This is a genomic window from Pseudomonas sp. GM74 (assembly GCF_000282455.1).
Lineage (GTDB): Bacteria > Pseudomonadota > Gammaproteobacteria > Pseudomonadales > Pseudomonadaceae > Aquipseudomonas.
In genome coordinates, this window is the sequence record NZ_AKJG01000103.1 from 41027 (window position 1) to 65744 (window position 24718).

General features: G+C 59.7%; 27 protein-coding genes, 4 tRNA genes and 1 pseudogene. 20 read left to right on the forward strand and 12 right to left on the reverse strand.

Features of this window, described 5'->3' with window-relative positions:
• Positions 1-61: 61 nt before the first annotated feature.
• Genes PMI34_RS08280 through thiO form a run of 7 tightly spaced genes read left to right on the forward strand, consistent with a single transcriptional unit; the run spans position 62 to position 4148 of the window.
• Positions 62-535: a GspH/FimT family pseudopilin gene (locus tag PMI34_RS08280; RefSeq protein WP_008052072.1), complete on the forward strand. Its 474-nt coding sequence runs from the start codon at positions 62-64 to the stop codon at positions 533-535.
• A complete protein-coding gene (pilV, locus tag PMI34_RS08275; protein WP_008052073.1) occupies positions 532-981 on the forward strand; it encodes a type IV pilus modification protein PilV in 450 nt (149 codons plus the stop codon). The genes PMI34_RS08280 and pilV overlap by 4 nt, the downstream gene beginning before the upstream one ends.
• A complete protein-coding gene (locus tag PMI34_RS08270) occupies positions 978-1685 on the forward strand; it encodes a PilW family protein (RefSeq protein WP_008052074.1) in 708 nt (235 codons plus the stop codon). Before pilV ends, PMI34_RS08270 begins: the two co-directional genes overlap by 4 nt.
• Positions 1686-1695: 10 nt before the next feature.
• On the forward strand, positions 1696-2175 hold the full coding sequence (locus PMI34_RS08265) for a pilus assembly PilX family protein (protein WP_008052076.1): 480 nt from the start codon (positions 1696-1698) through the stop codon (positions 2173-2175).
• Positions 2176-2233: 58 nt separating this feature from the next.
• The gene (locus tag PMI34_RS08260; protein ID WP_238538796.1) at positions 2234-2575 is read left to right on the forward strand and encodes a hypothetical protein; all 342 of its coding nucleotides are present in this window, start codon (positions 2234-2236) and stop codon (positions 2573-2575) included.
• A 14-nt stretch (positions 2576-2589) separates the two neighbouring features.
• A complete protein-coding gene (locus PMI34_RS08255; protein WP_008052078.1) occupies positions 2590-2991 on the forward strand; it encodes a type IV pilin protein in 402 nt (133 codons plus the stop codon).
• Between the two features lie 56 nt (positions 2992-3047).
• Positions 3048-4148: a glycine oxidase ThiO gene (gene thiO / locus PMI34_RS08250; RefSeq protein ID WP_008052079.1), complete on the forward strand. Its 1101-nt coding sequence runs from the start codon at positions 3048-3050 to the stop codon at positions 4146-4148.
• 4 nt (positions 4149-4152) lie between these two features.
• Here thiO and PMI34_RS08245 read toward each other — a convergent pair whose 3' ends face one another.
• The 4 genes and pseudogenes from PMI34_RS08245 to PMI34_RS08235 all read right to left on the reverse strand — a co-directional run bounded on the left by PMI34_RS08245 (position 4153) and on the right by PMI34_RS08235 (position 7217).
• Positions 4153-5490: a sigma-54-dependent transcriptional regulator gene (locus PMI34_RS08245; RefSeq protein ID WP_008052080.1), complete on the reverse strand. Its 1338-nt coding sequence runs from the start codon at positions 5488-5490 to the stop codon at positions 4153-4155.
• A pseudogene (locus PMI34_RS28365) lies at positions 5487-5792 on the reverse strand (hypothetical protein); the annotation flags it as partial. The pseudogene PMI34_RS28365 and the gene PMI34_RS08245, both read right to left, overlap by 4 nt.
• A gap of 43 nt (positions 5793-5835) precedes the next feature.
• On the reverse strand, positions 5836-6069 hold the full coding sequence (locus PMI34_RS08240; RefSeq protein WP_008052082.1) for a PP0621 family protein: 234 nt from the start codon (positions 6067-6069) through the stop codon (positions 5836-5838).
• Between the two features lie 125 nt (positions 6070-6194).
• Positions 6195-7217 carry an outer membrane protein assembly factor BamD gene (locus PMI34_RS08235; RefSeq protein ID WP_008052083.1) on the reverse strand — a complete coding sequence of 341 codons (1023 nt, stop codon included), beginning with the start codon at positions 7215-7217 and terminating at the stop codon, positions 6195-6197.
• A gap of 151 nt (positions 7218-7368) precedes the next feature.
• Between PMI34_RS08235 and rluD the strand changes: the two genes are divergently transcribed.
• The 7 genes from rluD (at position 7369) to PMI34_RS08200 (ending at position 12462) form a co-directional block, all read left to right on the forward strand.
• Positions 7369-8331 carry a 23S rRNA pseudouridine(1911/1915/1917) synthase RluD gene (rluD, locus tag PMI34_RS08230; RefSeq protein ID WP_008052092.1) on the forward strand — a complete coding sequence of 321 codons (963 nt, stop codon included), beginning with the start codon at positions 7369-7371 and terminating at the stop codon, positions 8329-8331.
• Positions 8328-9053 (forward strand): peptidoglycan editing factor PgeF, encoded by a 726-nt coding sequence (gene pgeF / locus PMI34_RS08225; protein WP_008052093.1) that lies wholly within the window; start codon positions 8328-8330, stop codon positions 9051-9053. The genes rluD and pgeF overlap by 4 nt, the downstream gene beginning before the upstream one ends.
• 130 nt (positions 9054-9183) lie before the next feature.
• A complete protein-coding gene (gene clpB / locus PMI34_RS08220; RefSeq protein ID WP_008052094.1) occupies positions 9184-11748 on the forward strand; it encodes an ATP-dependent chaperone ClpB in 2565 nt (854 codons plus the stop codon).
• 300 nt (positions 11749-12048) lie between these two features.
• Positions 12049-12124 (forward strand) — tRNA-Asn (locus tag PMI34_RS08215).
• A gap of 9 nt (positions 12125-12133) precedes the next feature.
• Positions 12134-12210 (forward strand) — tRNA-Pro (locus PMI34_RS08210).
• A 5-nt stretch (positions 12211-12215) separates the two neighbouring features.
• Positions 12216-12291, forward strand: a tRNA-Lys gene (locus PMI34_RS08205).
• A 94-nt stretch (positions 12292-12385) separates the two neighbouring features.
• A tRNA-Pro gene (locus tag PMI34_RS08200) sits at positions 12386-12462 on the forward strand.
• 172 nt (positions 12463-12634) lie between these two features.
• Here the strand turns inward: PMI34_RS08200 and PMI34_RS08195 are convergent.
• The 3 genes from PMI34_RS08195 to PMI34_RS08185 all read right to left on the reverse strand — a co-directional run bounded on the left by PMI34_RS08195 (position 12635) and on the right by PMI34_RS08185 (position 14901).
• On the reverse strand, positions 12635-13933 hold the full coding sequence (locus tag PMI34_RS08195; protein WP_008052095.1) for an NAD(P)/FAD-dependent oxidoreductase: 1299 nt from the start codon (positions 13931-13933) through the stop codon (positions 12635-12637).
• A gap of 63 nt (positions 13934-13996) precedes the next feature.
• A complete protein-coding gene (locus tag PMI34_RS08190; RefSeq protein WP_007970531.1) occupies positions 13997-14170 on the reverse strand; it encodes a DUF3094 domain-containing protein in 174 nt (57 codons plus the stop codon).
• Between the two features lie 104 nt (positions 14171-14274).
• Complete coding sequence (locus PMI34_RS08185) at positions 14275-14901, reverse strand: DUF1780 domain-containing protein (RefSeq protein ID WP_007970534.1); 627 nt, start codon at positions 14899-14901, stop codon at positions 14275-14277.
• Between the two features lie 219 nt (positions 14902-15120).
• Here PMI34_RS08185 and PMI34_RS08180 point away from each other — a divergent pair, with 219 nt between their 5' ends.
• Genes PMI34_RS08180 through PMI34_RS08170 form a run of 3 tightly spaced genes read left to right on the forward strand, consistent with a single transcriptional unit; the run spans position 15121 to position 18973 of the window.
• Complete coding sequence (locus PMI34_RS08180) at positions 15121-16464, forward strand: aromatic acid/H+ symport family MFS transporter (RefSeq protein WP_008052096.1); 1344 nt, start codon at positions 15121-15123, stop codon at positions 16462-16464.
• A gap of 3 nt (positions 16465-16467) precedes the next feature.
• On the forward strand, positions 16468-17688 hold the full coding sequence (locus PMI34_RS08175) for a benzoate/H(+) symporter BenE family transporter (protein ID WP_008052097.1): 1221 nt from the start codon (positions 16468-16470) through the stop codon (positions 17686-17688).
• A gap of 16 nt (positions 17689-17704) precedes the next feature.
• Positions 17705-18973: an OprD family porin gene (locus PMI34_RS08170; protein ID WP_008052098.1), complete on the forward strand. Its 1269-nt coding sequence runs from the start codon at positions 17705-17707 to the stop codon at positions 18971-18973.
• Between the two features lie 9 nt (positions 18974-18982).
• Here the strand turns inward: PMI34_RS08170 and PMI34_RS08165 are convergent, their stop codons facing one another.
• Positions 18983-19225 (reverse strand): DUF2790 domain-containing protein, encoded by a 243-nt coding sequence (locus PMI34_RS08165; protein WP_008052099.1) that lies wholly within the window; start codon positions 19223-19225, stop codon positions 18983-18985.
• A 121-nt stretch (positions 19226-19346) separates the two neighbouring features.
• Between PMI34_RS08165 and PMI34_RS08160 the strand changes: the two genes are divergently transcribed.
• Positions 19347-20279 (forward strand): LysR family transcriptional regulator, encoded by a 933-nt coding sequence (locus PMI34_RS08160; RefSeq protein WP_008052100.1) that lies wholly within the window; start codon positions 19347-19349, stop codon positions 20277-20279.
• 71 nt (positions 20280-20350) lie between these two features.
• Complete coding sequence (locus PMI34_RS08155; RefSeq protein ID WP_008052101.1) at positions 20351-21040, forward strand: energy-coupling factor ABC transporter permease; 690 nt, start codon at positions 20351-20353, stop codon at positions 21038-21040.
• A 35-nt stretch (positions 21041-21075) separates the two neighbouring features.
• Here PMI34_RS08155 and yacG read toward each other — a convergent pair whose 3' ends face one another.
• From yacG to PMI34_RS08135, 4 genes are read right to left on the reverse strand one after another with little or no spacing between them, the layout of a single operon-like run.
• Positions 21076-21276, reverse strand: a complete 201-nt coding sequence (yacG, locus tag PMI34_RS08150) for a DNA gyrase inhibitor YacG (protein WP_007970539.1) — start codon at positions 21274-21276, stop codon at positions 21076-21078.
• Positions 21273-21896, reverse strand: a complete 624-nt coding sequence (gene coaE / locus PMI34_RS08145; protein WP_008052102.1) for a dephospho-CoA kinase — start codon at positions 21894-21896, stop codon at positions 21273-21275. The genes yacG and coaE overlap by 4 nt, the downstream gene beginning before the upstream one ends.
• Positions 21893-22765: a prepilin peptidase gene (locus tag PMI34_RS08140; protein ID WP_008052104.1), complete on the reverse strand. Its 873-nt coding sequence runs from the start codon at positions 22763-22765 to the stop codon at positions 21893-21895. Before PMI34_RS08140 ends, coaE begins: the two co-directional genes overlap by 4 nt.
• Position 22766: 1 nt before the next feature.
• Positions 22767-23984 carry a type II secretion system F family protein gene (locus PMI34_RS08135; protein WP_008052105.1) on the reverse strand — a complete coding sequence of 406 codons (1218 nt, stop codon included), beginning with the start codon at positions 23982-23984 and terminating at the stop codon, positions 22767-22769.
• 227 nt (positions 23985-24211) lie between these two features.
• Here PMI34_RS08135 and PMI34_RS08130 point away from each other — a divergent pair, with 227 nt between their 5' ends.
• Positions 24212-24631: a pilin gene (locus PMI34_RS08130; protein WP_008052106.1), complete on the forward strand. Its 420-nt coding sequence runs from the start codon at positions 24212-24214 to the stop codon at positions 24629-24631.
• The last annotated feature ends 87 nt before the right edge of the window (positions 24632-24718 follow it).

Below are 24718 nucleotides of genomic sequence, written 5' to 3' on the forward strand. Positions count from 1 at the left end.
GCATCGCTCGAATGTTGTGCCGCGCAAGAGCAGGTATAGCCGAAGGAAACAGAAGGCCCCGATGGATCATCCTACAAAAGGTTTCACGCTGATCGAGTTGCTGGTCGCGATCGCGATCCTCCTGATGCTGCTGACTCTGGCTGTCCCGGCGTTTACCCGCTCGACGCAAACAACCAGGGCTGATACTGAAATCGCTGACCTGCGACGAGCCCTGAATTTTGCCCGGCTCGAAGCCATCGATCGGGGCAATACCACACGGGTGCGCCCGACGGCGGGTGGGGATGTCTGGAGTGGGGAACTGGCGATTTACGACGGTACTGGCGCTTTGGCCAATGTATTACGGGTTGTTCCGGCGATGAGCAGCGGCGCAACTCTGGCGCTAACCTCTGGCGTCACTGCCATCGATTTCAACAGCATGGGCGGACTGTCATCACCGTCCTCAGAGGTGGTGATCAGCTATGGGCGGGGCGCACAAGGCAGGACGCTGACTGTGTGTTTGAACGGACGAATTCTATTGGGTGGAAAGTGCGGATGAGGGCAGGGAGGCAAGGTGCGCAGGAGGGCATGACGCTGGTCGAAGTCCTGGTGGCGTTAGTCATTCTGGGAGTGGGCCTGCTGGGGGCGGCGGCGTTTCAGCTCAATGCGCTGAAGTACACGGACAGCGCGCGCATGACCAGTCAGGCCAGTTTTATCGCCTACGACCTGATGGACCGTATTCGCGCCAACGCTGCTGCGGACTACACCATTGCGCCGCCGGCTTCGGGCAATCCGGACGTTACCCGGGACCAGGACCTGTTTGACTTCAATACCAACATTGTCAGTTCACTCGGTGCCTCCGCGACGGGCAGTGTCACCGTCAACCAGAAGGTGTACACCATCACGATCACCTGGGACGACTCACGGGCTGTGAAGGCTGCCGACTCGCGGCGCAGCTTCGTCCTGAGCAGTCGCGCGGCCATTGATCCGACGGTGATCCCGTGAGCCGCTCAAGCAGAGGTTTTAGCCTGGTCGAGTTGCTGATTGCCCTGGCATTGAGCCTGATCGTGGTGCTGGGCGTGGTGCAGATTTTCATCGCGGCCAAGAACACCTATCTCAGCCAGAATGCGGCCGCGAACATACAGGAGGACGCACGTTTTGTGTTGAGCAAAATGATTCAGGAAGTCCGCATGGTCGGGATGTTCGGTTGTCTGGCAACGATCACCGATTCAAGTGAGAAAGGTGATTTTCATGCCAGTCAGCTAACGCCGATCCGTTGGGACAACGGCGGCCGCAAGTTGACGCTGGTTACGGCGGATGTCGGCGCTCATGGCGGCAAACCGGACTGGACCGTGCTTTCCGATTGTCGAACCCATTCGACGGCCTACAGTGAAGGTCGGACGCCAGTGGCAGGGCAATTGGCCTTTCCGGTCCGGAGGCTGATTTACAGCTTCAGCAATAACCAACTGCTTATGAAAGGCGGGGCCGCAGCAGACCAGGTATTGGTGGACAACGTCAGTGCTTTCGACGTGAGCTTCGGCCTGGCCAGCACGGCCACTGATCTGGCTGCTTCGCGCTACAGCAGCAACCCGCCGGACCCCGCGCTGATTCGTAGCGTTCGCCTGAGCCTGACTCTCTTCGATCCGAACCACCGGGTGAGCGATCAAACCTTCAACGTGGTTGCCGCACTGCGCAACCGCTTGCCATGAGGGAGTGCCAATGAATCGTGCTCTCAAGACGTATTTCGCCCAACGCGGCATGGCACTGTTGGTCAGTCTGGTGTTCTTGCTCTTGCTGACGCTGATTGGTCTTTCATCGATGCAGAGCGCGACCCTGCAGGAAAAAATGGCCGGTAGCGTCGCCCTGCGCAACCAGTCGTTCCAGAGTGCCGAAGCCGCCTTGCGGGTGGGCGAGGGTACAGTGCAGCGGGACAGTTATGCGCTACCTGTTTGTAGCGGCATCGTTCAATGTGCGCCACCGTCAGAGTCTTCGACTATTACCGCTGCCGGTTTCAACGCCTCTTCCGGAGTGACCTGGATTGCATCGGGCAAGGGCTTTTATGGCGTGCAAAACATCGGTGTCAGCCGAAATGCGGTGAATGTGCCAATCAATACCCCGGCAACCTTGTATCGGGTAACGGCAGTCGGCATCGCAGGGCATTCGCGCAGTGTGGTGGAGAGCATCTATGCGAAGTACTGAGCGACCTGTCAGGTTATGGTCACAACTGTTCGCTGTCGTCGTCGCGCTTGATCTGTCGATGTCGGCGCACGCGGCCTCGTCAGCGGATTCACCAGCGCTGAACCGGCCAACCTGTCTGGCCAAAGGCAACTGGTACGGTTTTTATCACAGCAATCAGGGGTTGAAGGCCGTCTGCCTGAAGCTGCCCGAGGCGATCAGCGTTAAGATGCTCGACGGCAACGCCGATGGAGTGGTCGACAACAGCGACACGCTGTCCGATGGCGTGATCTTTATCGGAGAGCATTCGGCCCAGGACGCCAGTGACAATGGCGGGGCCGTGAACGATTCCACTGGCGACGGTACTGCGGGGATGGAAAAGTCCGGCGGCAGCCGTCGCATCATGTGGCGACAAATACAGTGACTGAGAATTGATGCATGCGTAGTTCCAACCGCGGGTTTACCCTGATCGAAATCATGATCGTGATTGCGATCATCGGTATTGTCATGACCATTGCCGCCCCGAGTTTCACCGAATACCTGAACAAGGGCCGTCGCGCAGAAGTGGCCGGTCTGCTCTCGGAGCAGGCGCAGCTCCTGGAGCGTTTCTACTCGCAGAAAAATGTCTACACCGATGCGACAGGCCTCAGTGCCGGCAATGATTACTACAGCATCACACCGACCCTGACCGACCAGACCTTTCTGCTGACGGCAGTGCGCAAGGCTGACTCGAGCATGGCCACTGACAAGTGCGGTGATCTGACCATCACCAACACCGGTGTGCTCGGTATGGTCAACGCGAAATCCGGCCTGACCAGCAAAGACTGCTGGGGGCGCTGAGTTTCTTTTTCGGGTGCCTTTTGTACCCTCTGTCTATTTAACGATTGGATCAGAACATGACCAGGCAACAGCAAGTGGTGATTGTCGGCGGTGGGGTGATTGGATTGCTGACGGCTTACAATCTCGCCTCCGAAGTGCAAAGCGTTGTGCTGCTGGATCGCTCGAGCGTCGGCCAGGAATCGTCCTGGGCCGGCGGCGGCATCGTTTCGCCGCTTTACCCGTGGCGCTACAGCCCGGCGGTCACTGCCTTGGCTCACTGGTCCCAGGACTTTTATCCACAGTTGGGCGAGCGCTTGTTTGCCGCCACTGGCGTTGATCCGCAAGTGCACACCACCGGTCTGTACTGGCTGGATCTGGATGACGAGGCTGAAGCCCTGGCATGGGCCGTCCGGGAAAGTCGCCCGCTTAGCGCGGTAGATATTTCGGCAGCACACGACGCCGTGCCGGTGCTAGGCAGTGGTTTTTCCCGGGCGATCTACATGGCCGACGTCGCCAACGTGCGTAATCCGCGTCTGGTGAAGTCACTCAAGGCCGCGTTGCTGGCGCTGCCGAACGTGACGATCCAGGAGCAGTGCGAAGTCAGCGGGTTTGTTCGTGACGGCAACAAAGTGGTCGGGGTGCAGACCTCCACAGGTATTGTCCCGGGCGATCAAATCGTCCTGACGGCGGGGGCCTGGAGCGGTGATTTGCTCAAGCTTCTTGATCTGGCGCTGCCGGTCGAGCCGGTGAAAGGGCAGATGATTCTCTACAAGTGTGCGGCGGATTTCCTGCCGAGCATGGTCCTGGCCAAGGGCCGTTATGCGATTCCCCGGCGCGACGGGCACATACTGATCGGCAGTACGCTGGAGCATGAAGGCTTCGACAAGACGCCGACCGGGTCGGCACTGGAAAGCCTGAAGGCGTCCGCTGTGGAGTTGATCCCGGCGCTGGCCGATGCCGAAGTGGTGGGGCACTGGGCCGGATTGCGCCCGGGATCACCCGAGGGCATTCCTTACATCGGCCCGGTGCCGGGGTTTGACGGGCTTTGGCTCAACTGCGGGCATTACCGAAACGGGCTGGTGCTGGCGCCGGCGTCATGCCAGCTGTTTGCCGATGTGATGCTGGGCCGTGCGCCGATTATCGATCCGGCGCCTTATGCGCCTGCCGGAAGACTTTAAAGCCTCAATCCAGTCCCAGCTTCTTGAGCCGGTAACGCATCGACCTGAATGACAGGTTCAACCGCTGAGCCGCCGCCGTGCGGTTCCAGCGGGTTTCCTCCAGGGCCTGGAGCAGCAGTTGGCGTTCGACGTTTTCCAGGTAGGCTTCCAGATTGTCGATCCGGGTCAGGTCCGGCAGGCCGCCCTCGGCGCCACGGTTGCCTTCAGCCAGGCGCAGGTCACCGGCTTCGATCTGATTGTCCTCACACAAGGTGTGCGCCCGTTCGAGCATGTTTTCCAGTTCCCGCACATTGCCCGGAAAACGATAGCTTTTCAGCGCATCGAGGGCTTGGGGGTGGAGTCTCGCCGCAGGTTGACCGCTATCGACGGCCAGACGCTTGAGTATGTGGCTGGCTAGCATTTCGATGTCATCACGGCGCTCGCGCAAGGGCGGCACCCGGAGTTCGATCACGTTCAAGCGGTAGTAAAGATCATGACGAAATCGTCCGGCGGCGACTTCGGCGCCAAGGTCTTTGTGCGTGGCGCAGAGAATGCGCACATCCACTGCCACTTCCTGCTGTCCTCCGACGCTGCGTACGGATTTCTCTTGAATCGCACGCAGCAGTTTGACTTGCATGGCCAGCGGCAGGTCGGCTACTTCGTCGAGGAGCAGGGTACCGCCGTGAGCTGCCTGGAACAGGCCGGGTTTATCTTCGATGGCGCCGCTGAAACTGCCTTTGCGATGGCCGAAAAACTCGCTCTCCAACAGTTCCGAGGGAATCGCCGCGCAGTTGATCGCAATGAACGGCTGATTGGCGCGGGGGCTTTGATCATGGATCAGGCGCGCGACCAACTCCTTGCCACTGCCGGACTCTCCGCTGATGTATACCGTCGCATGGCTGCTGGCCAGTTTGGTGATGTGCTTGCGCAGGTTGCGCATGGGCAATGAGTCGCCCAGCAAGCGTCGATCGATGCCGACCCCGCGGGCAGGAACCAGCAGGGCACTGGTGACCAGTTCACGCAGGCGTGCAAGGTCCACCGGTTTGGTCAGGAAGTCGAATGCCCCGGCCTTGAGCACATTGATCGCGTTTTCGAGACTGTCATAGGCGGTGATCATCGCCACCCGGACCTGAGGGTGGCGCTGCTGGATGTGCTGCACCAACTCAAGGCCGGTACCGTCCGACAACTGCATGTCGGTCAGGCATAGATCGAAGGTTTCGCGTTTGAGCAGCGATTGCGCTTCGCCGATGTTGCGGGCGTTGAACGTCTCCAGCTTCATCCTTCCCAGGGTGATTTCCAGTAGTTCGCGAATGTCCGGCTCGTCATCGACGATCAAGACTTTTTGTCGTGGTCTTGTGTTCAACGTGGGGTTCGTCCGTGAGCATAAATCATGCAAAAGCAGCTGTTTTCCTGGCGTGCCTTGAAGTCTAGGCGGGACAGAGTGCTTTCGCCCGGCTGGCCGGACAGATAAAGCCCCAGGCCTCTGAAATGGCGGGCCGGGGCTTCATTATCGAGTATTTCCAGTGATTTCGGATCGAGCCGTAGCGGCGGCATTTGCTCGCGGCGCTGCAGATAAAGGACGTTTTCGATTACCCGGTTCATTCGCAGAGAGAGGTCTTGAATAATCTGTGTCAGACGTCGTTCAACACCTTTCAGTTCCTTGGTGATGCGCGATAGACCTTAAACGGCTGCCATTTCTGCGCAAGTGTCAGCGGCCACTGGAGCCCTTGCCTTGCTCGAGATGAGCCTGGCTGCAATACCATTGCTGGTCGAGGCTCAGCGCGCGGTCACGGGGCAGGTGGACGCCACAATGGGCGCAACGGACCATGGGCGCCGCTTCCCGCTCGGCAGGGGATCTGGGGGTGGAAGCCTGCCCCTTGATCTTGCGCCAGAGCCACACTGCAGCGGCAATCAGGGCAATCCAGAACAATAAACGAAGCATGGTGAGCTGCTTTTCGGCTGATGATCCGGCAGTTTAGCCAAGGTCCTGCCAGGCGCACAGTGTAATAAAGCGCTGAAATAAAAAAGGGAGACTCGAAAGTCTCCCTTTTTGCACAACCCGGGGTGTCAGTCGAACACGCCGAAGGTCATGTAGCTGAACCACGAACGGTCGCTGTTGTTGCCTTGCGCTTCGTGATTTTCTTCTTCGACCGCGTCGCCATTGTCATCTTTAGGCTTGAGTTCGGCCGGGATGGCGTCCTTGGCGTCCTGGAACTGCTTCTGTACGTCCTGGTTGGCGCGGGTTTCGCCCGGTGGCAGCGGCGGACGGGACTCGATCAGGCCCAGGGTCGTCTTGCTCAGCCACGAACGGTTGTCGGCTTCGGCCACGGTCGGTACGAACTGACCGTCTACCAGCGTCGGGTGGTTCGGGTAGTTGAGCTTCAGGGTTTCCAGGCTGGTGGCAGCCAGTTCGTCCAGGTGCAGGCGCTGGTAGGCCTCGGTCATCACCGCCAGGCCGTCGCCGACCGAAGGGGTTTCCTGGAAGTTTTCCACCACATAACGACCGCGGTTCGCGGCGGCGACATAGGCCTGACGGGTCAGGTAGTAATCGGCCACGTGAATTTCATAGGCCGCCAGCAGGTTGCGCAGATAGATCATGCGCTGCTTGGCATCCGGTGCGTAGCGGCTGTTCGGGAAGCGGCTGGTCAGCTGGGCGAACTCGTTGTAGGAGTCGCGGGCGGCGCCCGGGTCACGCTTGGTCATGTCCAGCGGCAGGAAACGCGCCAGCAGGCCGACGTCCTGGTCGAAAGAAGTCAGGCCCTTGAGGTAGTAGGCATAATCGACGTTCGGGTGCTGTGGGTGCAGGCGAATGAAGCGTTCCGCAGCGGATTTTGCCGCTTCTGGCTCGGTGTTCTTGTAGTTGGCGTAGATGAGTTCGAGTTGCGCCTGATCGGCATAGCGACCGAACGGATAACGCGATTCCAGAGCCTTCAGCTTGGCGATGGCACTGGTGTAGCTACTGTTGTCCAGGTCATTTTGAGCCTGTTGGTACAACTCGACTTCACTGAGGTTTTCGTCTACGACTTCCTTCGATGAGCAAGCAGCGGTCAATGCGAGGATGGCGATCAGCAGCAGGTGTTTCACTTGCATGGCGGCTTGCGTCCCTATGACGGCCGCTGTCTTGGGCGTGGCCGTCCTGTTATGATGAGCGCCCCGTTGAATAGCCTCGGGGCAAAAGACGCCGTATTTAACCACAAGCGCGCAGCCGAAACCAAAGGCTGTGCCGACGCCTAGTCTGAGCATGTCCGATAAAATTGAACTTCGCGCAGAGGTGCCGTCCGAATTGGGCGGCCAACGCCTCGATCAAGTCGCCGCACAATTATTCGCTGAGCACTCGCGCTCGCGCCTTTCCGCCTGGATCAAAGACGGCCGCCTGACTGTGGATGGGGCGGTTATCCGCCCGCGAGACATCGTCCACGGCGGCGCCATCCTTGAGCTGACTGCCGAGCAGGAAGCTCAGGGCGAATGGGTCGCTCAAGACATAGCCCTGGATATCGTCTATGAAGACGACGATATCCTGGTGATCAACAAGCCAGCGGGCCTGGTGGTGCACCCGGCTGCCGGTCATGCCGACGGCACCTTGCTCAACGCCTTGCTGCACCACGTGCCGGACATCATCAATGTGCCCCGCGCCGGTATCGTGCATCGCCTGGACAAGGACACCACCGGTCTGATGGTGGTGGCCAAGACCATTCAAGCGCAGACGCAGCTGGTTACACAGTTGCAGAGCCGCAGCGTCAGCCGGATCTACGAGTGCATCGTGATCGGTGTGGTGACAGCCGGTGGCAAGATCAACGCGCCGATCGGTCGTCACGGCCAGCAACGCCAGCGCATGGCCGTGATGGAAGGTGGCAAGCAAGCCGTCAGCCATTACCGCGTGCTCGAGCGCTTCCGCTCCCACACTCACGTGCGGGTGAAGCTGGAAACCGGTCGTACGCACCAGATTCGCGTGCACATGGCGCACATCAACTACCCGTTGGTCGGAGATCCTGCCTACGGCGGTCGTTTCCGTATCCCGCCGGCCGCCAACCCGACCATGGTCGAGTCGCTGAAAAACTTCCCGCGTCAGGCGCTGCATGCGCGTTTCCTGGAACTGGATCATCCGACCACCGGTCAGCGCATGAGCTGGGAATCGCCGTTGCCGGAAGATTTCGTCTGGCTGCTGACCCTGCTCAAGCAAGACCGCGAGGCGTTCATCGGATGAGTGACTGGCTGATTCCTGACTGGCCCGCGCCGGCCGGGGTCAAAGCCTGCGTCACCACCCGTGCGGGCGGCGTCAGTATGGCGCCGTTCGACAGCCTCAACCTCGGCGATCACGTCGACGACAGCCCTGAAGCTGTTGCCGAGAATCGCCGTCGTCTTACCGATCATTTCTCCATTCAACCGGCCTGGCTGCAGCAGGTCCACGGCATCGTCGTGGTCCATGCCGATCCTGGCCGGGTGGATACGGCTGATGCCTGTTGGACATCAACGCCGGGCGTCGCCTGCGCGGCGATGACCGCCGATTGCCTGCCTGCGCTGTTTTGCGACCGTGCCGGCACCCGCGTCGCTGCGGCCCATGCCGGTTGGCGCGGGTTGGCGGCGGGCGTGCTGGAAGCAACCCTCGACAGCCTGGCCGTGCCACCAGCAGAAGTGCTCGTCTGGTTAGGTCCGGCCATTGGTCCGCAAGCCTTTGAAGTCGGCCCCGAAGTGCGCGAGACATTCGTCCAGCAGTTGCCGCAAGCAGCTCAAGCTTTTGTACCAAGCCAAAACCCCGGCAAATTCATGGCCGACATCTATATGTTGGCGCGCTTGCGTCTGGCAGCTCGTGGTGTAACCGCTGTCTACGGTGGCGGTTTCTGCACCGTCACCGATCCACGCTTCTTTTCCTACCGCCGTGCGCCCCGCACCGGTCGTTTTGCCTCCCTTGTCTGGCTCGAACGCTAGACTTGCCTGACTTGCATCAACGTCCCGACGCTTGAAACTCCCAGAATCGACCACATCTATTGTGGTATCTGGCAGGTTTCTTCATTCAGGATGTTTTATAGGTCCGGCCTGCTCAAAAGGAAGGTGACCCATGCGTATAGACCGTTTAACCAGCAAATTGCAGTTAGCGTTGTCCGATGCCCAATCCCTGGCTGTCGGCCACGATCATCCGGCCATTGAACCGGCGCACTTGATGCAGGCCTTGCTCGAACAGCAGGGCGGCTCGATCAAGCCCCTGCTGATGCAGGTGGGCTTCGACGTCAACAGCTTGCGTAAAGAGCTGACCAAAGAGCTCGACCAGCTACCGAAAATCCAGAACCCGACCGGTGACGTGAACATGTCGCAGGATCTGGCGCGCCTGCTCAATCAGGCCGACCGTCTGGCCCAGCAGAAGGGTGACCAGTTTATCTCCAGCGAACTGGTGCTGCTCGCCGCCATGGACGAGAACAGCAAGCTCGGCAAGCTGTTGCTCGGCCAGGGCGTGAGCAAGAAAGCCCTGGAAAATGCGATCAACAACCTGCGCGGCGGCGAGGCCGTCAACGACCCGAACCACGAAGAAGCACGACAGGCCCTGGATAAGTACACCGTCGACCTGACCAAGCGCGCCGAGGACGGCAAGCTGGATCCGGTGATCGGCCGTGACGATGAAATTCGCCGGACCATCCAGGTGCTGCAACGTCGTACCAAGAACAACCCGGTGCTGATCGGTGAGCCTGGCGTGGGTAAGACCGCCATCGCCGAAGGCCTGGCCCAGCGCATCATCAATGGTGAAGTGCCGGATGGCCTCAAGGGCAAGCGCCTGTTGTCCCTGGACATGGGGGCGCTGATCGCTGGCGCCAAGTATCGCGGCGAGTTCGAAGAGCGCCTCAAGGCATTGCTCAATGAACTGTCGAAGCAGGAAGGGCAGATCATTCTGTTCATCGACGAACTGCATACCATGGTCGGCGCCGGTAAAGGTGAGGGCTCGATGGATGCTGGCAACATGCTCAAGCCGGCCCTGGCCCGCGGTGAGCTGCACTGCGTTGGCGCCACCACGCTCAACGAGTACCGCCAATATATCGAGAAGGACGCCGCCCTCGAGCGACGTTTCCAGAAAGTGCTGGTGGACGAGCCGAGCGAAGAAGACACCATCGCCATCCTGCGTGGCCTCAAGGAGCGTTATGAGGTTCACCACAAGGTGGCGATTACCGACGGCGCGATCATTGCCGCGGCCAAGCTCAGCCATCGCTACATCACTGACCGGCAGTTGCCGGACAAGGCCATCGACCTGATCGATGAGGCCGCCAGCCGCATCCGCATGGAGATCGACTCCAAGCCGGAAGTGCTGGACCGTCTGGAGCGTCGCCTGATTCAGCTGAAGGTGGAATCCCAGGCGCTGAAGAAAGAAAGTGACGACGCGGCGAAGAAGCGTCTGGAAAAACTGCAGGAAGAAATCGCGCGTCATGAGCGTGAGTACTCGGATCTCGAAGAAATCTGGAACTCGGAAAAAGCCGAGGTGCAGGGTTCTGCGCAAATCCAGCAGAAGATCGAGCAGTCTCGTCAGGAACTGGAAGCCGCTCGCCGCAAAGGTGACCTGAACCGCATGGCCGAGTTGCAGTACGGGGTGATCCCGGATCTGGAGCGCAGCCTGCAAATGGTCGACCAGCATGGCAAAGCCGAAAACCAGTTGCTGCGCAGCAAGGTGACTGAAGAAGAGATCGCCGAAGTCGTTTCGAAGTGGACCGGTATTCCGGTGTCGAAAATGCTCGAAGGCGAGCGCGAAAAGCTGATGAAAATGGAAAGCCTGTTGCACCAGCGTGTGATCGGCCAGGACGAAGCTGTGGTTGCGGTTTCCAATGCGGTGCGGCGTTCCCGCGCCGGGTTGTCCGACCCGAACCGGCCAAGCGGCTCGTTCATGTTCCTCGGCCCGACCGGTGTCGGTAAAACCGAGCTGTGCAAGGCCCTGGCCGAGTTCCTCTTCGATACTGAAGAGGCGATGGTGCGGATCGACATGTCCGAGTTCATGGAGAAACATTCCGTGGCTCGCTTGATCGGTGCGCCACCAGGCTACGTGGGCTACGAAGAGGGCGGTTACCTGACCGAGGCCGTACGTCGCAAGCCGTATTCGGTGATCCTCATGGACGAAGTCGAGAAGGCGCACCCGGATGTATTCAACATCTTGCTGCAAGTGCTCGAGGATGGTCGTCTGACCGACAGCCATGGCCGCACGGTGGACTTCAAGAACACCGTGATTGTCATGACCTCCAACCTGGGATCGGTACAGATCCAGGAGCTGGTCGGTGACCGTGAGGCGCAGCGGGCGGCGGTGATGGATGCGATTTCCAGCCACTTCCGGCCGGAGTTCATCAACCGGGTCGACGAAGTGGTGATCTTCGAGCCGTTGGCACGGGATCAGATCGCCGGTATTACCGAGATCCAGTTGGGGCGTCTGCGCAGCCGCCTGACCGAGCGCGAGCTGAAGCTTGAGCTCAGCCCTGAGGCGATGGACAAGCTGATCGCGGTCGGCTACGACCCGGTGTATGGCGCACGGCCGCTCAAGCGCGCTATCCAGCGCTGGATCGAGAACCCGCTGGCGCAGTTGATTCTGTCCGGTCGATTCATGCCGGGCGATACCGCTCACGGCGTGGTGGAAAACGACGAAATCGTCTTCGTCTGATCCATAACGGCAGCAAAATCGAAAAGGCCTCGCATAACGAGGCCTTTTTTTCGTTAGGCTGTTGAACTCAAAGGAAAAGGCTTGTAAAGTGCGCCCCGCAGTAAGTCACCCGCCAGGGTTTCCGCTCCCCAAGCAGGAATCTAAAATAAGTTGCAAATCATTAACTTGAAAGCAATTTAGGGGGTTGACAGAGGTGCTGAAGATTGTAGAATAGCGCGCCTCAGACACACGAACGCAGCGATGCGAACGGGTTGAAGAGAACGCAGTAAAGCTTCAAAGTTGTAAATTGAAATGTGTAGTTCCGTGATAGCTCAGTCGGTAGAGCAAATGACTGTTAATCATTGGGTCCCAGGTTCGAGTCCTGGTCACGGAGCCAATTTCAAACCGGGGTATAGCGCAGTCCGGTAGCGCGCCTGCTTTGGGAGCAGGATGTCAGGAGTTCGAATCCCCTTACCCCGACCATTTTTGGGTCGTTAGCTCAGTTGGTAGAGCAGTTGGCTTTTAACCAATTGGTCGTAGGTTCGAATCCCACACGACCCACCATTTTTGAAACCAGTTAGCGCTGGAATCGAATCTTAAGATCAGAGGCCAAAAGCGCTGATCGAAGAAGGCGCCTTCAAGGGTGCCTTTTTTTTACCGGGGTATAGCGCAGTCCGGTAGCGCGCCTGCTTTGGGAGCAGGATGTCAGGAGTTCGAATCCCCTTACCCCGACCATATTAAAAATCCTCGTATCGAAAGATACGGGGATTTTTTTTGCCTTCGATAATACTGGGCGTGCCGCAAAACCCTGTGGGAGCGAGCTTGCTCGCGATGACGGTGTATCAGGCGACATTGATATCGACAGAAAGGACGCCATCGCGAGCAAGCTCGCTCCCACAGGTTTACATCAGTGCAGCTTCAGCCGTGGCTCGGTACCGCGCCCGATCTTGCTGCCCAGCATCAGCATCGCCGTTCGGAACGGCCCGTACAGCGCCATCTGGTGCATGCGGTACAGCGACACGTAGAACATCCGCGCCAGCCAGCCTTCGAGCATCACGCTGCCGGTGAGGTTGCCCATCAGGTTACCCACAGCCGAAAAACGCGACAGCGAGATCAGCGAGCCGTAGTCGGTGTACTTGTACTCCGGCAGTGCCTTGCCTTCAATGCGCAGTTTCAGCGATTTGGCCAGCAACGAAGCCTGCTGGTGAGCGGCCTGTGCACGTGGCGGCACATTGCGGTCGCTGCCCGGTTGCGGGCAGGCGGCGCAGTCACCGAAGGCGAAGATGTTCTCGTCACGGGTGGTTTGCAGGGTCGGCAGCACTTGCAGCTGATTGATGCGGTTGGTTTCCAGGCCATCGATGTCCTTGAGGAAACCCGGTGCGCGAATCCCCGCGGCCCAGACTTTCAGGCTGGCCTTGATTTCGTTGCCGTCGGCGGTGATCAGGCTGTCGGCCGTCACTTCGCTGACAGCGGCATTGGTCATGACGTTGACCCCGAGTTTCTCCAGGGTTTTATGCACAGGTCCGCCAATGCGCTCCGGCAGCGCCGGCAACACCCTTGGACCGGCTTCGATCAGGGTGATGTGCATGTTTTCCGGTTTGATCCGGTCCAGGCCATAGGCTGCCAATTCGTGGGCGGCGTTGTGCAGTTCGGCGGCCAGTTCTACTCCGGTGGCACCGGCGCCGACGATGGCCACGCTGATTTGCTCGATCGTGTCGGTTTGCCCTGCGTGAGCGCGCAAATAGTGATTGAGCAGTTGCTGGTGGAATCGCTCGGCCTGTTTGCGGGTGTCGAGGAACAGGCAGTGTTGCGCCGCGCCCTGGGTGCCGAAATCGTTGGTGGTGCTGCCGACGGAGATCACCAGCGAGTCGTAAGGCACTTCACGGGCCGGTACCAGCTCCAGACCTGCTTCGTCATAGGTGGCGGCCAGCTGGATTTTTTTCTTCGCCCGATCGAGCCCGCTCATGCGTCCCAGTTGGAACTCGAAGTGGTTCCATTTGGCCTGGGCCACATAGTTGAGTTCGTCTTCGGAAGAGTTAAGGGAACCGGCCGCCACTTCGTGCAACAACGGTTTCCAGATGTGGGTCAGGTTAGCGTCGACCAGCATCACGTTGGCCGTGCCACGCTTGCCCAGAGTCTTACCCAGACGGGTAGCCAACTCCAGACCGCCGGCGCCGCCGCCGACAATGACAATACGATGGGACATGGGGATAACTCGCAAGGCTAAAAGAAATCTTTGTCGTCGTTACCCAAGCGAGCGCAAGGCAGCTCATAGCGTCAGGTAACTGATAAGTCGGCTCAACAGGCCCAGACCAATGGTCACTGCCAGCACCAGCACCAGGAGCATCCACGGTCGGAAGGGCCGGCGCTCGACTTGGTGCTGGGACAACTGCAGGTACTCTTCGACATGCTTTTGGTCGTCGGGGTTCAGGCGGCTGGTCATATCGGGCCTCGTCAGGGGTAGACGTTGCTGAATGAGTAGAAGCTACAGGGAAATTATTCAGCTGTGAACGGAGCTTAGCTGTTGACCGGGGAAAGGCTCGAGCCTCACAGGCTGATCCCGACATCAAAAACAATGCTGCGCCCCAGGTTGCTGCGCAAGAAGTCCGGCGCATCCGGGTGAGCGAACAGCACGCGGGCGAACGTCGGCCCCACCAAGGACAATGAACGCCAGCCTTGGCGCAGGTATTCGGTCGGCGGCGGGAAATGGCTGTTCAGGTCCAGCACTTCGCGTTTGAGGCTGGCGAAGGCAATGATGTCCAGCTCACCCAGATCCATGCCGCGCTCTTTGTAGTTGTGCGCTTTTTTGCGCAAGGTCGGCGCCAATCGCAGCAAGAACTCGTTGGCGGGGATGCGTCGTGGCTTGGCCTCGCGGCGCACCAGTTGGCTCAGGGAAAACGCGCTGCGTCGGCGTTGCAGTTCGTCGCGCCATTCATCGTTGAGGCGCCGGCCTTCGTCGAGCACGAAGAACACCTCGAAACTGGCATCGCGAAACAACACATCCGGCGGCTCCCCGGCTGGGGCGAACTCATCGGCGCGATAGGGAATGTTCAAGCCTTGCAGCAGGCGCTGGCAAACCCAACGCTCACGCTCCCATTTGCGGGCGTTGGACAGGAACGCGTTGGCTTGCTCGGCCGCGATGGTCAGCAGGCGTAAATAATCTGAGTCATCCATAGGCCCAAGCTTAGCGTTCAAATGTGATCGCAAAGAAGACAATTTGTCGCAGAGGCTCAATGCCTTCCGTTCCCATGCCCGTTTCAGGGCCCTGCACAAAATGGATAGTGGTCTGCGCGCGCTGGATATTGCCTCGTATCGGGCGGCTCTACCCTCGGCTGTACGGACGTAAGCCGTGTTACCGCCGCTCTGAAAAAACAACAACAAGAGATATATGCCATGCGCAAGATCGACGTACATGAGGTTATCGACAACGCTCGTTTCAACCGCTTTCACTGGATGGTGCTGTTCTGGTGTGCCCTGATCATCATCTTCGACGGCTACGATCTGGTGATCTACGGCGTGGTCTTGCCGATGCTGATGAAAGAGTGGGGGCTCAGTCCTTTGCAAGCCGGTGCACTGGGCAGTTATGCACTGTTTGGCATGATGTTCGGCGCACTGTTCTTCGGACCGCTGTCGGACAAGATCGGCCGCAAGAAAGCCATCACGATCTGCGTGATGCTCTTCAGCGGTTTCACCGTGCTCAATGGTTTCGCCCGAAACCCCACCGAGTTCGGCCTCTGTCGCTTCATTGCCGGGCTCGGCATTGGCGGCGTGATGCCTAACGTCGTGGCGCTGATGAACGAGTACGCGCCGAAAAAAATCCGCAGCACGCTGGTCGCGATCATGTTCAGCGGTTATTCGGTGGGCGGCATGCTGTCCGCCGGGCTGGGCATTGTGCTGATCCCGAGTTTCGGCTGGCAGTCGGTGTTTTACGTGGCGATCCTGCCGTTGCTGTTGTTGCCGCTGATCATGTATTTCCTGCCCGAATCGGTGGGCTTCATGTTGCGTCAGGGACGTAATGAAGAGGCGCGCAATATTCTTGAGCGGATTGATCCGGCCTACGTCGCGCAAACGTCCGATCAATTGCACATGGCCGAAGTGAAAGGCACGGGCACCCCGGTGTTGCAGTTGTTCCGTGAAGGCCGTGCGCTGCGCACGCTGATGCTGTGGCTGGCGTTTTTCTGTTGCCTGTTGATGGTGTACGCGCTGAGTTCCTGGCTGCCGAAACTGATGGCCAACGCCGGTTACAGCCTGGGTTCGAGTCTGTCGTTCCTGCTGGTGTTGAACTTCGGGGCGATTTTCGGTGCGGTCGGCGGCGGGGTGCTGGGTGACAAACTCAATCTGCCGAGAGTGTTGGCGGTGTTTTTCGCCATGGCGGCGGTGTCCATCACTCTGCTGGGCTTCAACAGCCCGATGCCGGTGTTGTACCTGCTGATCGCCATTGCGGGTGCCACCACCATTGGCTCGCAGATTCTTTTGTACGCCTGCGCCGCGCAGTTTTACTCCATGACGATTCGTTCGACAGGTCTGGGCTGGGCCTCGGGCATCGGGCGCAACGGGGCCATCGTCGGTCCGCTGCTGGGCGGTGCCTTGCTCGGGATCAGCCTGCCCCTGCAACTGAACTTCATGGCGTTTGCCTTGCCCGGTGCGGTGGCGGCCCTGGCCATGACCGTGTTCGCCATCAGCAGCCGACGCAGCGCTGCCGGCGTCAGCCCAGCGTTGTCAGCGACCGGTGCCTGAATCATGAAAGCGTTTTTCCAGGACTTTTCGTTGTCGGCCGCCGTGGCTGGATTCATTGCCACGGTGATTTCCTATGCCGGCCCGTTGGTGATCATCTTTCAGGCGGCAGAAGCAGCACATCTTTCGCGGGAAGTGTTGTCGTCCTGGATCTGGGCGATCTCAATTGGCAGCGCCGTGCTCGGTATCGGTTTGAGCCTGCGCTACCGCGTTCCGGTGATCATTGCCTGGTCGGCGCCTGGCTCGGCGTTGCTGGTGACGCTGTTGCCGGACATCTCCATGGCAGAGGCGGTGGGGGCTTATCTGGTCAGCAGCCTGATCATTTTCGTGGTCGGCATCTCGGGGGCTTTCGACCGGATCATCAGCAAACTGCCCGCTGCCATCGCGGCGGCGATGCTGGCGGGGATCCTGTTCAGTTTCGGCACCGGTTTGTTCGTGTCGATGCAGCACAAACCGTTGCTGGTCCTGGCGATGTTTGCCTGCTACCTGATCTGCAAGCGGGTGATGCCACGTTATGCGGTGATGGTGGTGCTGCTGGTGGGCTGTTCGATTGCCGCGGCCACCGGTGATTTGCATCGTGAAGCGCTGGTGATCGGCCTGGCCACGCCGGTGTGGATAACGCCTGAGTTCAGCCTGGGCGCGATCCTGAACATCGCCTTACCGCTGGTGATGGTGGCGCTGACCGGTCAGTTCGTGCCCGGCATGGCGGTGCTGCGCGCCAGCGGATACCCAACGCCGGCGAGCCCGATCATCGCCAGTAGCGCGCTGGGTACGGCACTGCTGGCGCCGTTCGGTTGCCATGGACTGAATCTGGCGGCGATCACCGCGGCGATCTGCACCGGTCGCGAAGCCCACGAAAATCCTCGCAAACGCTACGTGGCCGGGGTCGTCGGCGGCCTGTGCTACCTGCTGTTGGGGATCTTCGGCGCCACGCTGGTCTCGCTGTTTTCAGCGTTCCCCAAAGAGCTGGTCGCGGCGCTGGCCGGGCTGGCCCTGTTCGCCGCCATTGCCGGCGCGTTGACGGGCGCGATGGCTGTGCCGAGCGATCGCGAAGCCGCGCTGGTGACCTTTCTGGTCACGGCGTCGGGCATGTCGTTGTTCGGTTTGTCCGCGGCATTTTGGGGGCTGATTTTCGGCATGGCCACCCATGTGCTGTTGAGCGCCCGTCGTCCCGTTTCCCTTCGCAAATCCACTGCAACTGAAGTCCTTCAATCAGTCGATCAATAACAATAAGAGAAAAACGATGAAACAGATTCTCCCAACAACCGGTTCGGCGTTGTCCCTGGCTGTCGTCTCGAGTTTTTCCACAGGTGCGATGGCGGCTGAAACCGGCTTTGTCGAAGACACCACCGCGACGTTGCAGGCGCGCAATTACTACTTCAGCCGCGACTATTCCGACATCGTCGGCGCCAACCAGCAATCGAAGGCGCAAGAGTGGGCCCAAGGTTTCATCCTCAACGTGAAGTCCGGATACACCCAGGGCACCGTCGGGTTTGGGGTGGACGTCATCGGCTTGCTCGGCCTCAAGCTCGACAGCGCCCCGGACCGGACCAATACCGGTTTGCTGCCGGTGCAGAGCGACGGCCGCGCGGCGGACAACTACAGCCGCCTGGAAGGCGCGTTGAAGATGCGCTACTCCAAGACCGAGCTGAAAGTCGGTGAACTGCAACCCAATCTGCCGGTGTTGGCATTCAGCGATATTCGCCTGCTGCCGCCGAGTTATCAGGGCGCAAGCATCACCTCCAGCGAGATCAATGGCCTGACGCTGCAGGGTGGTCACTTGAGTTCAACCAGCCTGCGCAACGAGGCGGGCGACGAAAAGATGCAAGCGATGCTGGGCCACGTGCCGCAGCGTCAGGTCAGCAGTGACGGTTTCAATTTTGCCGGCGCTGATTATGTCTTCAACGACAAGCGCAGCTCGGTCAGCGCCTGGTACGGGCAACTGGAAGATATCTACAACCAGCGTTTTCTGGGTTTAAAGCACAGTGAGCCGGTGGGCGACTGGATCCTCGGCGCCAACCTCGGCTACTACGATTCGCGCGAGGACGGCAAGAAACTGCTGGGCAACATCGACAACCAGGCGTTCTTCTCGTTGCTGTCGGCCAAGCGTGGCGGCCATACGTTTTACGTCGGCTATCAGGGCATGTTCGGTGACAGTGCGTTCCCACGGGTGTTTGCCAACATCTCACCACTGGGCAACGAAGTGCCGACCTACGAGTTCGCCTTCACCGATGAACGTTCCTGGCAGGCGCGCTACGACTACGACTTCGCGGCGCTCGGCGTACCGGGGCTGACCAGCACCGTGCGCTACATCAGCGGCAACAATGTCGATACTGGCAAGGGCTTTGAAGGCAAGGATCGCGAGCGTGACCTGGACATCGGCTATGTGTTGCAGAGCGGTAGCTTCAAAGGCCTTGGCATCCGTGTGCGCAACGCGATGGCGCGTTCCAACTACCGCAGTGATATCGACGAGAACCGCTTGATCCTCAGCTACACCTGGACCCTGCTGTGAGCCCATTGATCACAGGTTGCTGGTGCAATCACCGATGACGTTGTAGGTCACGCGGTGGGTCTGGCCCTGATGATCGACATACTCCATGGTCGCCGGTACTACCCCGCACGCGGTCGCAGTGTCGGACACAGAAACCACCTTGGCGATGTCCAGTGGCTGCGCCGGGTTGTACAGGACTGCGAGGGGCTCGTTGTCAGCGGCCATGGCCGAGGTGGCGATGACGGTCAGCAACAGGCTGATCAACGTTTTCATGATGGTTTGCTCCGTGTCGGTTCTGATGTCTGAATTTTAGTCTTTGCCACCGACGGATAAAGGGGCGAACGGCGGATGCAGCCTTACATAAAACGTAACAGTCATCGCCCGAGGAGGGCTTATGGATGTGCTTAACAACTTGCGCGTGTTCATCCGGGTGGTGGACTGCGCCAGTTTCACCGGGGCTGCCGATGCACTGGATCTGTCGACCGCGCAGGTATCCCGATTGGTGGCGGATCTGGAGGAACATGTACAAGCGCGACTGCTGCAACGCACCACGCGGCGCTTGAGCCTGACCGACGCCGGCGAGCGCTTCCTGCTGCGCAGCCGGCAAATCGTCGATGCCATGGATGAGGCGACGGCCGAGGCCCGTGGCGCTCATATCAATCCGGCCGGACGCCTGCGGGTGCACAGCATGAACGGCCTGGGTGTGCTGCTCACGCCGTTGATCGCCCGCTACAGCGAGCTTTATCCCGATGTGGTGTTCGAATTGACCTTGTCGCAGCGTAATCCCGATCCGCTGGAGGAAGGGCACGATGTGGTGATTTCAATAGCGCCCGAACTGGCAGACTCGCAAATGGTTGCGCAGGCCATCGGGCAGATCTACAGCGTACCCTGTGCCTCCCCGGACTACCTGCACCGCCGGGGCGTGCCGCAGCAGCCGCTGGCGCTGAGCGATCATCAGTGCCTGCGCATGCTCGACCCGTTGTACAGCGATCAATGGCTTTTCCAGGACGAGCAGGGCGAGCACGCCGTCAGCCCGGCCAAGACCTTTCAGTGCAATGTTGCCGAGTCGATGGTCAAGGCTTCGGAGGCGGGCATGGGCATCAGCCTGCTGCCGTTCTACACTGCGACGCGGCCCTTGAGCGACGGCACTTTGCTGCGCGTGTTACCTGCATGGCGCCTACGCGAACGCAATGTGTATGCGCTGTATCCTTCGCGTCATTTTCTCGATGCCAAGGTCCGCACCTGGGTGGACTTTCTCAAGTCAGAGCTACCGAAGCTGTTCGCCGAACATGACGCGGTGATGAACGATCCGCGGCATTGGGCTTGAAGTCGAAGGGCAGGCGAGCGGCGGTGTAGACTGAGTGTCTGTTGTTCTTCGCCGGGGAGGCGCGCGTAGCCATGATCGGTGCAGAGTTGCTGTCATCGCAAACCCTTGCGGTCGGCTGGCTGATCTATGTGCCGGTGTTGATCTGGGCGATCTGTCGCACGCCGTGGGTTGAACTGTTCACCGACAGCCGTCGTCAGCATCTGCTGTTTGGAACGGTGTTTGCGCTGTTTCTGTTGTGGCTGGTGCGGCGCGACTTTGATACCGGCGTGTCTTACCACTTCATCGGCATGACAGCGGTGACGCTGCTGCTGGACTGGCCGCTGGCGCTGGTCGGCGGGTTGGTGGCGCAAACGGGGCTGGTGTTGCTCGACCGACAGGACCTGGCGGCGGTCGGGGTCAACGGCGCGCTGTTGATTGCGCTGCCGGTGCTGGTCACCGAGTGCTGCGCGATCCTGGTGGAGCGTGCTCAGCCGCGAAGTCCCTTTGTGTATATCTTCGTGTCCGGCTTCTTTGCGGCGGCGCTGTCGGCGTTGCTGTGCCTGCTGCTGGCGCTATGGTTGCTGTGGTTCGACGAGCGCTTCGAGATGCCGTACTGGCTTGAGGATTTTGTCGGCTACCTGTGGCTGATCATTTTTCCCGAAGCGTTTATCAACGGCATGATCGTCAGTGCGCTGGTGGTGTTTTGTCCGGAGTGGCTTGAAACGTTCAACCGCACCCGCTACCTCTCAGCTCCCTGGAAGGACGACGATCCCAAGTCCTGATCCGCATCAAAACCTGGAATCGCCCACTCGATGGATCAGTGGCGCGGGTCGAAGTCGCCGCTGAACATCTCGTCCTCGGCATCGGGAGCCACTGGAATCTTGTGTTCTTCGGACGCCCAGGCGCCCAGGTCGATCAGTTTGCAGCGGTCGGAGCAGAATGGCCGGAATTTGCTCTCGGCGGTCCATTCCACGGGGGCGCCACAGGTTGGGCATTCGACGGTTGTTGGTTGGCTCATGACTGGCCTCCACGCAAAGAAAGATAAAAGTGATGCAGGCGTTCAACCTCGCTGTGCAGCCAGGCAAGGTCGCGGTCATTGACCACGACGTCGTCGGCATGGCTCACGCGATCCTGGCGGCTGGACTGGGCCTTGAGGATCGCCTGGACTTGCTGTTCGCTGGTCTGGTCACGTTGCAGGGTGCGTTCGATCTGCAATTGTTCGGGGGCATCGATCACCAGCACCCGTTGGGTCATGGTGTACTGCCCGGACTCGATCAGCAGCGGCGAAACCAGAATCGCATAAGGCGATTTTGCCAGCGCCAGGTGGTGAGCGATCTCCTCGCCGATCAGCGGATGCAGGAGGGCCTCCAGCCAGCGGCGTTCTTCAGGCACCTCGAAGATCAATTTGCGTAGCGCAGCGCGGTCCAGTTGCCCGTCGGCCTGCAACACGCCGGGGCCGAAGTGCTCGGCGATTTGCGCCAGTGCCGGGCGGCCGGGTTCCACTACCCAGCGAGCGGCATGATCGGCGTCGACCACATGCACGCCCAGGTCGATGAAGTGTTGGGCGGCCGCGCTTTTTCCGCTGCCGATGCCGCCGGTCAGGCCGAGAATCCAGGGTTTTTCCACAGGGGTATTCATTTCAAACCGACAGACTGCCAATAGAAGTCGGTTATTTGACCACCCCAGAGCAACGCAATCCAGCCGGCAATGGCCAGATAGGGACCGAAAGGGATCGGCGTCGAGGTTTTTGCATGGCGCCAGCGCAGCAGCACCAGCCCGATAATGGCACCCACCAGCGAGGACAGCAGGATGGTCAGGGGTAAAATCTGCCAGCCACCCCAGGCGCCCAGCATCGCCAGTAGTTTGAAATCACCGTAGCCCATGCCGTCCTTGCCCGTGATCAGCTTGAACAGCCAGAACACCGACCACAGCAGGCCGTAGCCGGCGATCGCCCCCCAAAGCGCCTCGTGCAACGACACGAACAGGCCGAAACTGTTGACGATCAACCCCAGCCATATCAACGGCAGCACCAGCACGTCCGGCAATATCTGATGTTCGGCGTCGATCAGGCTCATCGCCAGCAACCCCCAGCTCAGGATCAGCATCAGGCCGGCCGGCCAACCGAAGCCGAAGTGCCAGGCTACAAACGCCGACAACAGCCCGCAGGCCAGTTCGGTCAACGGATAGCGCGGGCTGATTGCCGCCGCGCAGGCTGAACAGCGACCGCGCAAAAACACATAACTGAGCAGCGGGATGTTTTCCCAGGCGCGGATTCGGTGACCGCAGTGCGGGCACTGGGAGTGGGGCAGCAACAGGTTGTAGGTCGGCAGCGGCGTTTCGCCAGGCAGCCCGAGAATGTCATGAGCCTGCTCACGCCAGTCGCGTTCGAGCATTTTCGGCAGGCGCCAGATCACGACATTGAGGAAACTGCCGACCAGCAGGCCGGTGATGCCCGCGAGAAGGGCAAAGGCCAGCGCAGAGTGAATCAGGATTTCATTCAAGGGCATGTCAGATCGCTGAGCCAAGTTGGAAGATGGGCAGGTACATGGCAACTACCAGTCCACCGACGATAGCACCCAGCACCACCATGATGAACGGCTCCATCAGACTGGTGAGGTTATCGACCATGTTATCGACGTTTTCTTCGTAGAACCCCGCGACTTTGTCGAGCATGGCATCCAGGGTGCCGGACTCTTCGCCGATGGCAGTCATTTGTATCGCCATGTTCGGAAAGACGCCACAGGTGCGCATGGCGAAATGCAATTGCATGCCGGTCGAGATGTCCTGCCGGATGCGCAATACCGCACGCTTGAACACGATATTGCCGGTCGCGCCAGCCACTGATTCCAAGGCCTCCACCAGCGGCACGCCGGCAGCGAAAGTGGTCGACAGTGTACGGGCGAACCGGGCTACGGCGGACTTGTGCATCAGGGTGCCCACCAGCGGCAGTTTCAGCAGCCAGGTGTCCATCCGGTCACGCAAGGCCGAGGATGTGCTGAGGGCGTGGCGCACGCCGAAGGCCATCGTGACCAGCGAGCCAAGGACCGCCCACCACCAGGCCTGCAGGAATTGCGACAGGCCGATGACCATGACGGTGAAGGCCGGCAGTTCGGCGCCAAAGCCTTTGAACACGGACTCGAACTGCGGCACGACATTGACCAGCAGAATCCCGGTGACAATCGCCGCGACGAACACCACCACCAGCGGGTAGGTCATGGCTTTCCTGATCCTGGCCTTGAGGCTTTCGCTTTTTTCCTTGTAGGTCGCCACCCGCTCCAAAAGAGTGTCGAGGGCACCGGCCTGCTCGCCGGCATCCACCAGGTTGCAATACAGCTCATCGAAATACCGGGGCTTCTTGCGCAGGGCGGAGGCGAAGCTGCTGCCTGCCGCAACCTCCTGTTTCAGTTCATCCACCAGCTTGCGCATGGCCGGATTGTCGAAGCCTTCGCCGATGATGTCGAAGGACTGCAACAAAGGCACACCGGCCTTCATCATCGTCGCCATTTGCCGGGTGAACAGGGCAATGTCCTGGGCCTTGATGCGCTTGCCCATGCTGAAAACCGAATGGTTTTTCTTGCGAACCTTGCCGGGACTGATGCCTTGCTTGCGCAGCTTCGCCTTGATCAGCGCCGGGTTTTGAGCGCTGAGTTCGCCGGTCACTTTTGTGCCTTTGCGGTCGATGCCTTCCCATGCATACACGCTGATTTTCGCTGCCTTGACCGCCATGTTCAGTCCTGGGTATTCCGAATGAATTGCTCTTATAGCCTAGTCAAGGGACGGGGCCAAACCCGCCAGGGTGATGTGACAAAAAACGTCAGTTAGTGCTGCTCCCGGTAGCAGAAAATGGCCTGATGGCTACCAGACCCCCTGCCAACAGGGGCTTCCGGCCTTGGCACAGGCTGTGCTGCCATGGGGCAGGTCATGAGCCTTCGACTCATGCATGGAGCTTGTACATGAACAATCAGAAAGGTTTTACCCTGATCGAGTTGCTCGTCGTGGTGGCGATCATCGGGATCCTGGCAACACTGGGCCTGCCGATGTATTCCAAGTACCAGGCCCGGGCCAAGGTCACGGCGGCGCTGGCCGAACTGACTGCAATGAAGGTGCCGTTCGAGGATGTGATCAGCCAGGGGGAAACCCCGACAATTGCCAACGTGGCGCCCGCTGGCAAGACATCGACCAACCATTGCACCCTGTCTGTGACGGCTACAACGCCGGGGGCGGGATCAGTCGTTTGTACATTGCACAATGCCCCGGGGGTGGTCCAGGGCAAAACCGTCACCCTGACACGAGACGAAGCCAAAGGCTGGTCATGTAAAAGCAGCGTTTCCGAGGACTACTTGCCTAAAGGGTGTTCCGGTTCTGCGGCATGAATTGCTGAATCAAGCCCCCGCCATTGCGTAATGCCGATCAGTTAAGCCACAACGCAATCTGTAGCAGCTGGCGTAGCCTGCGTCCGG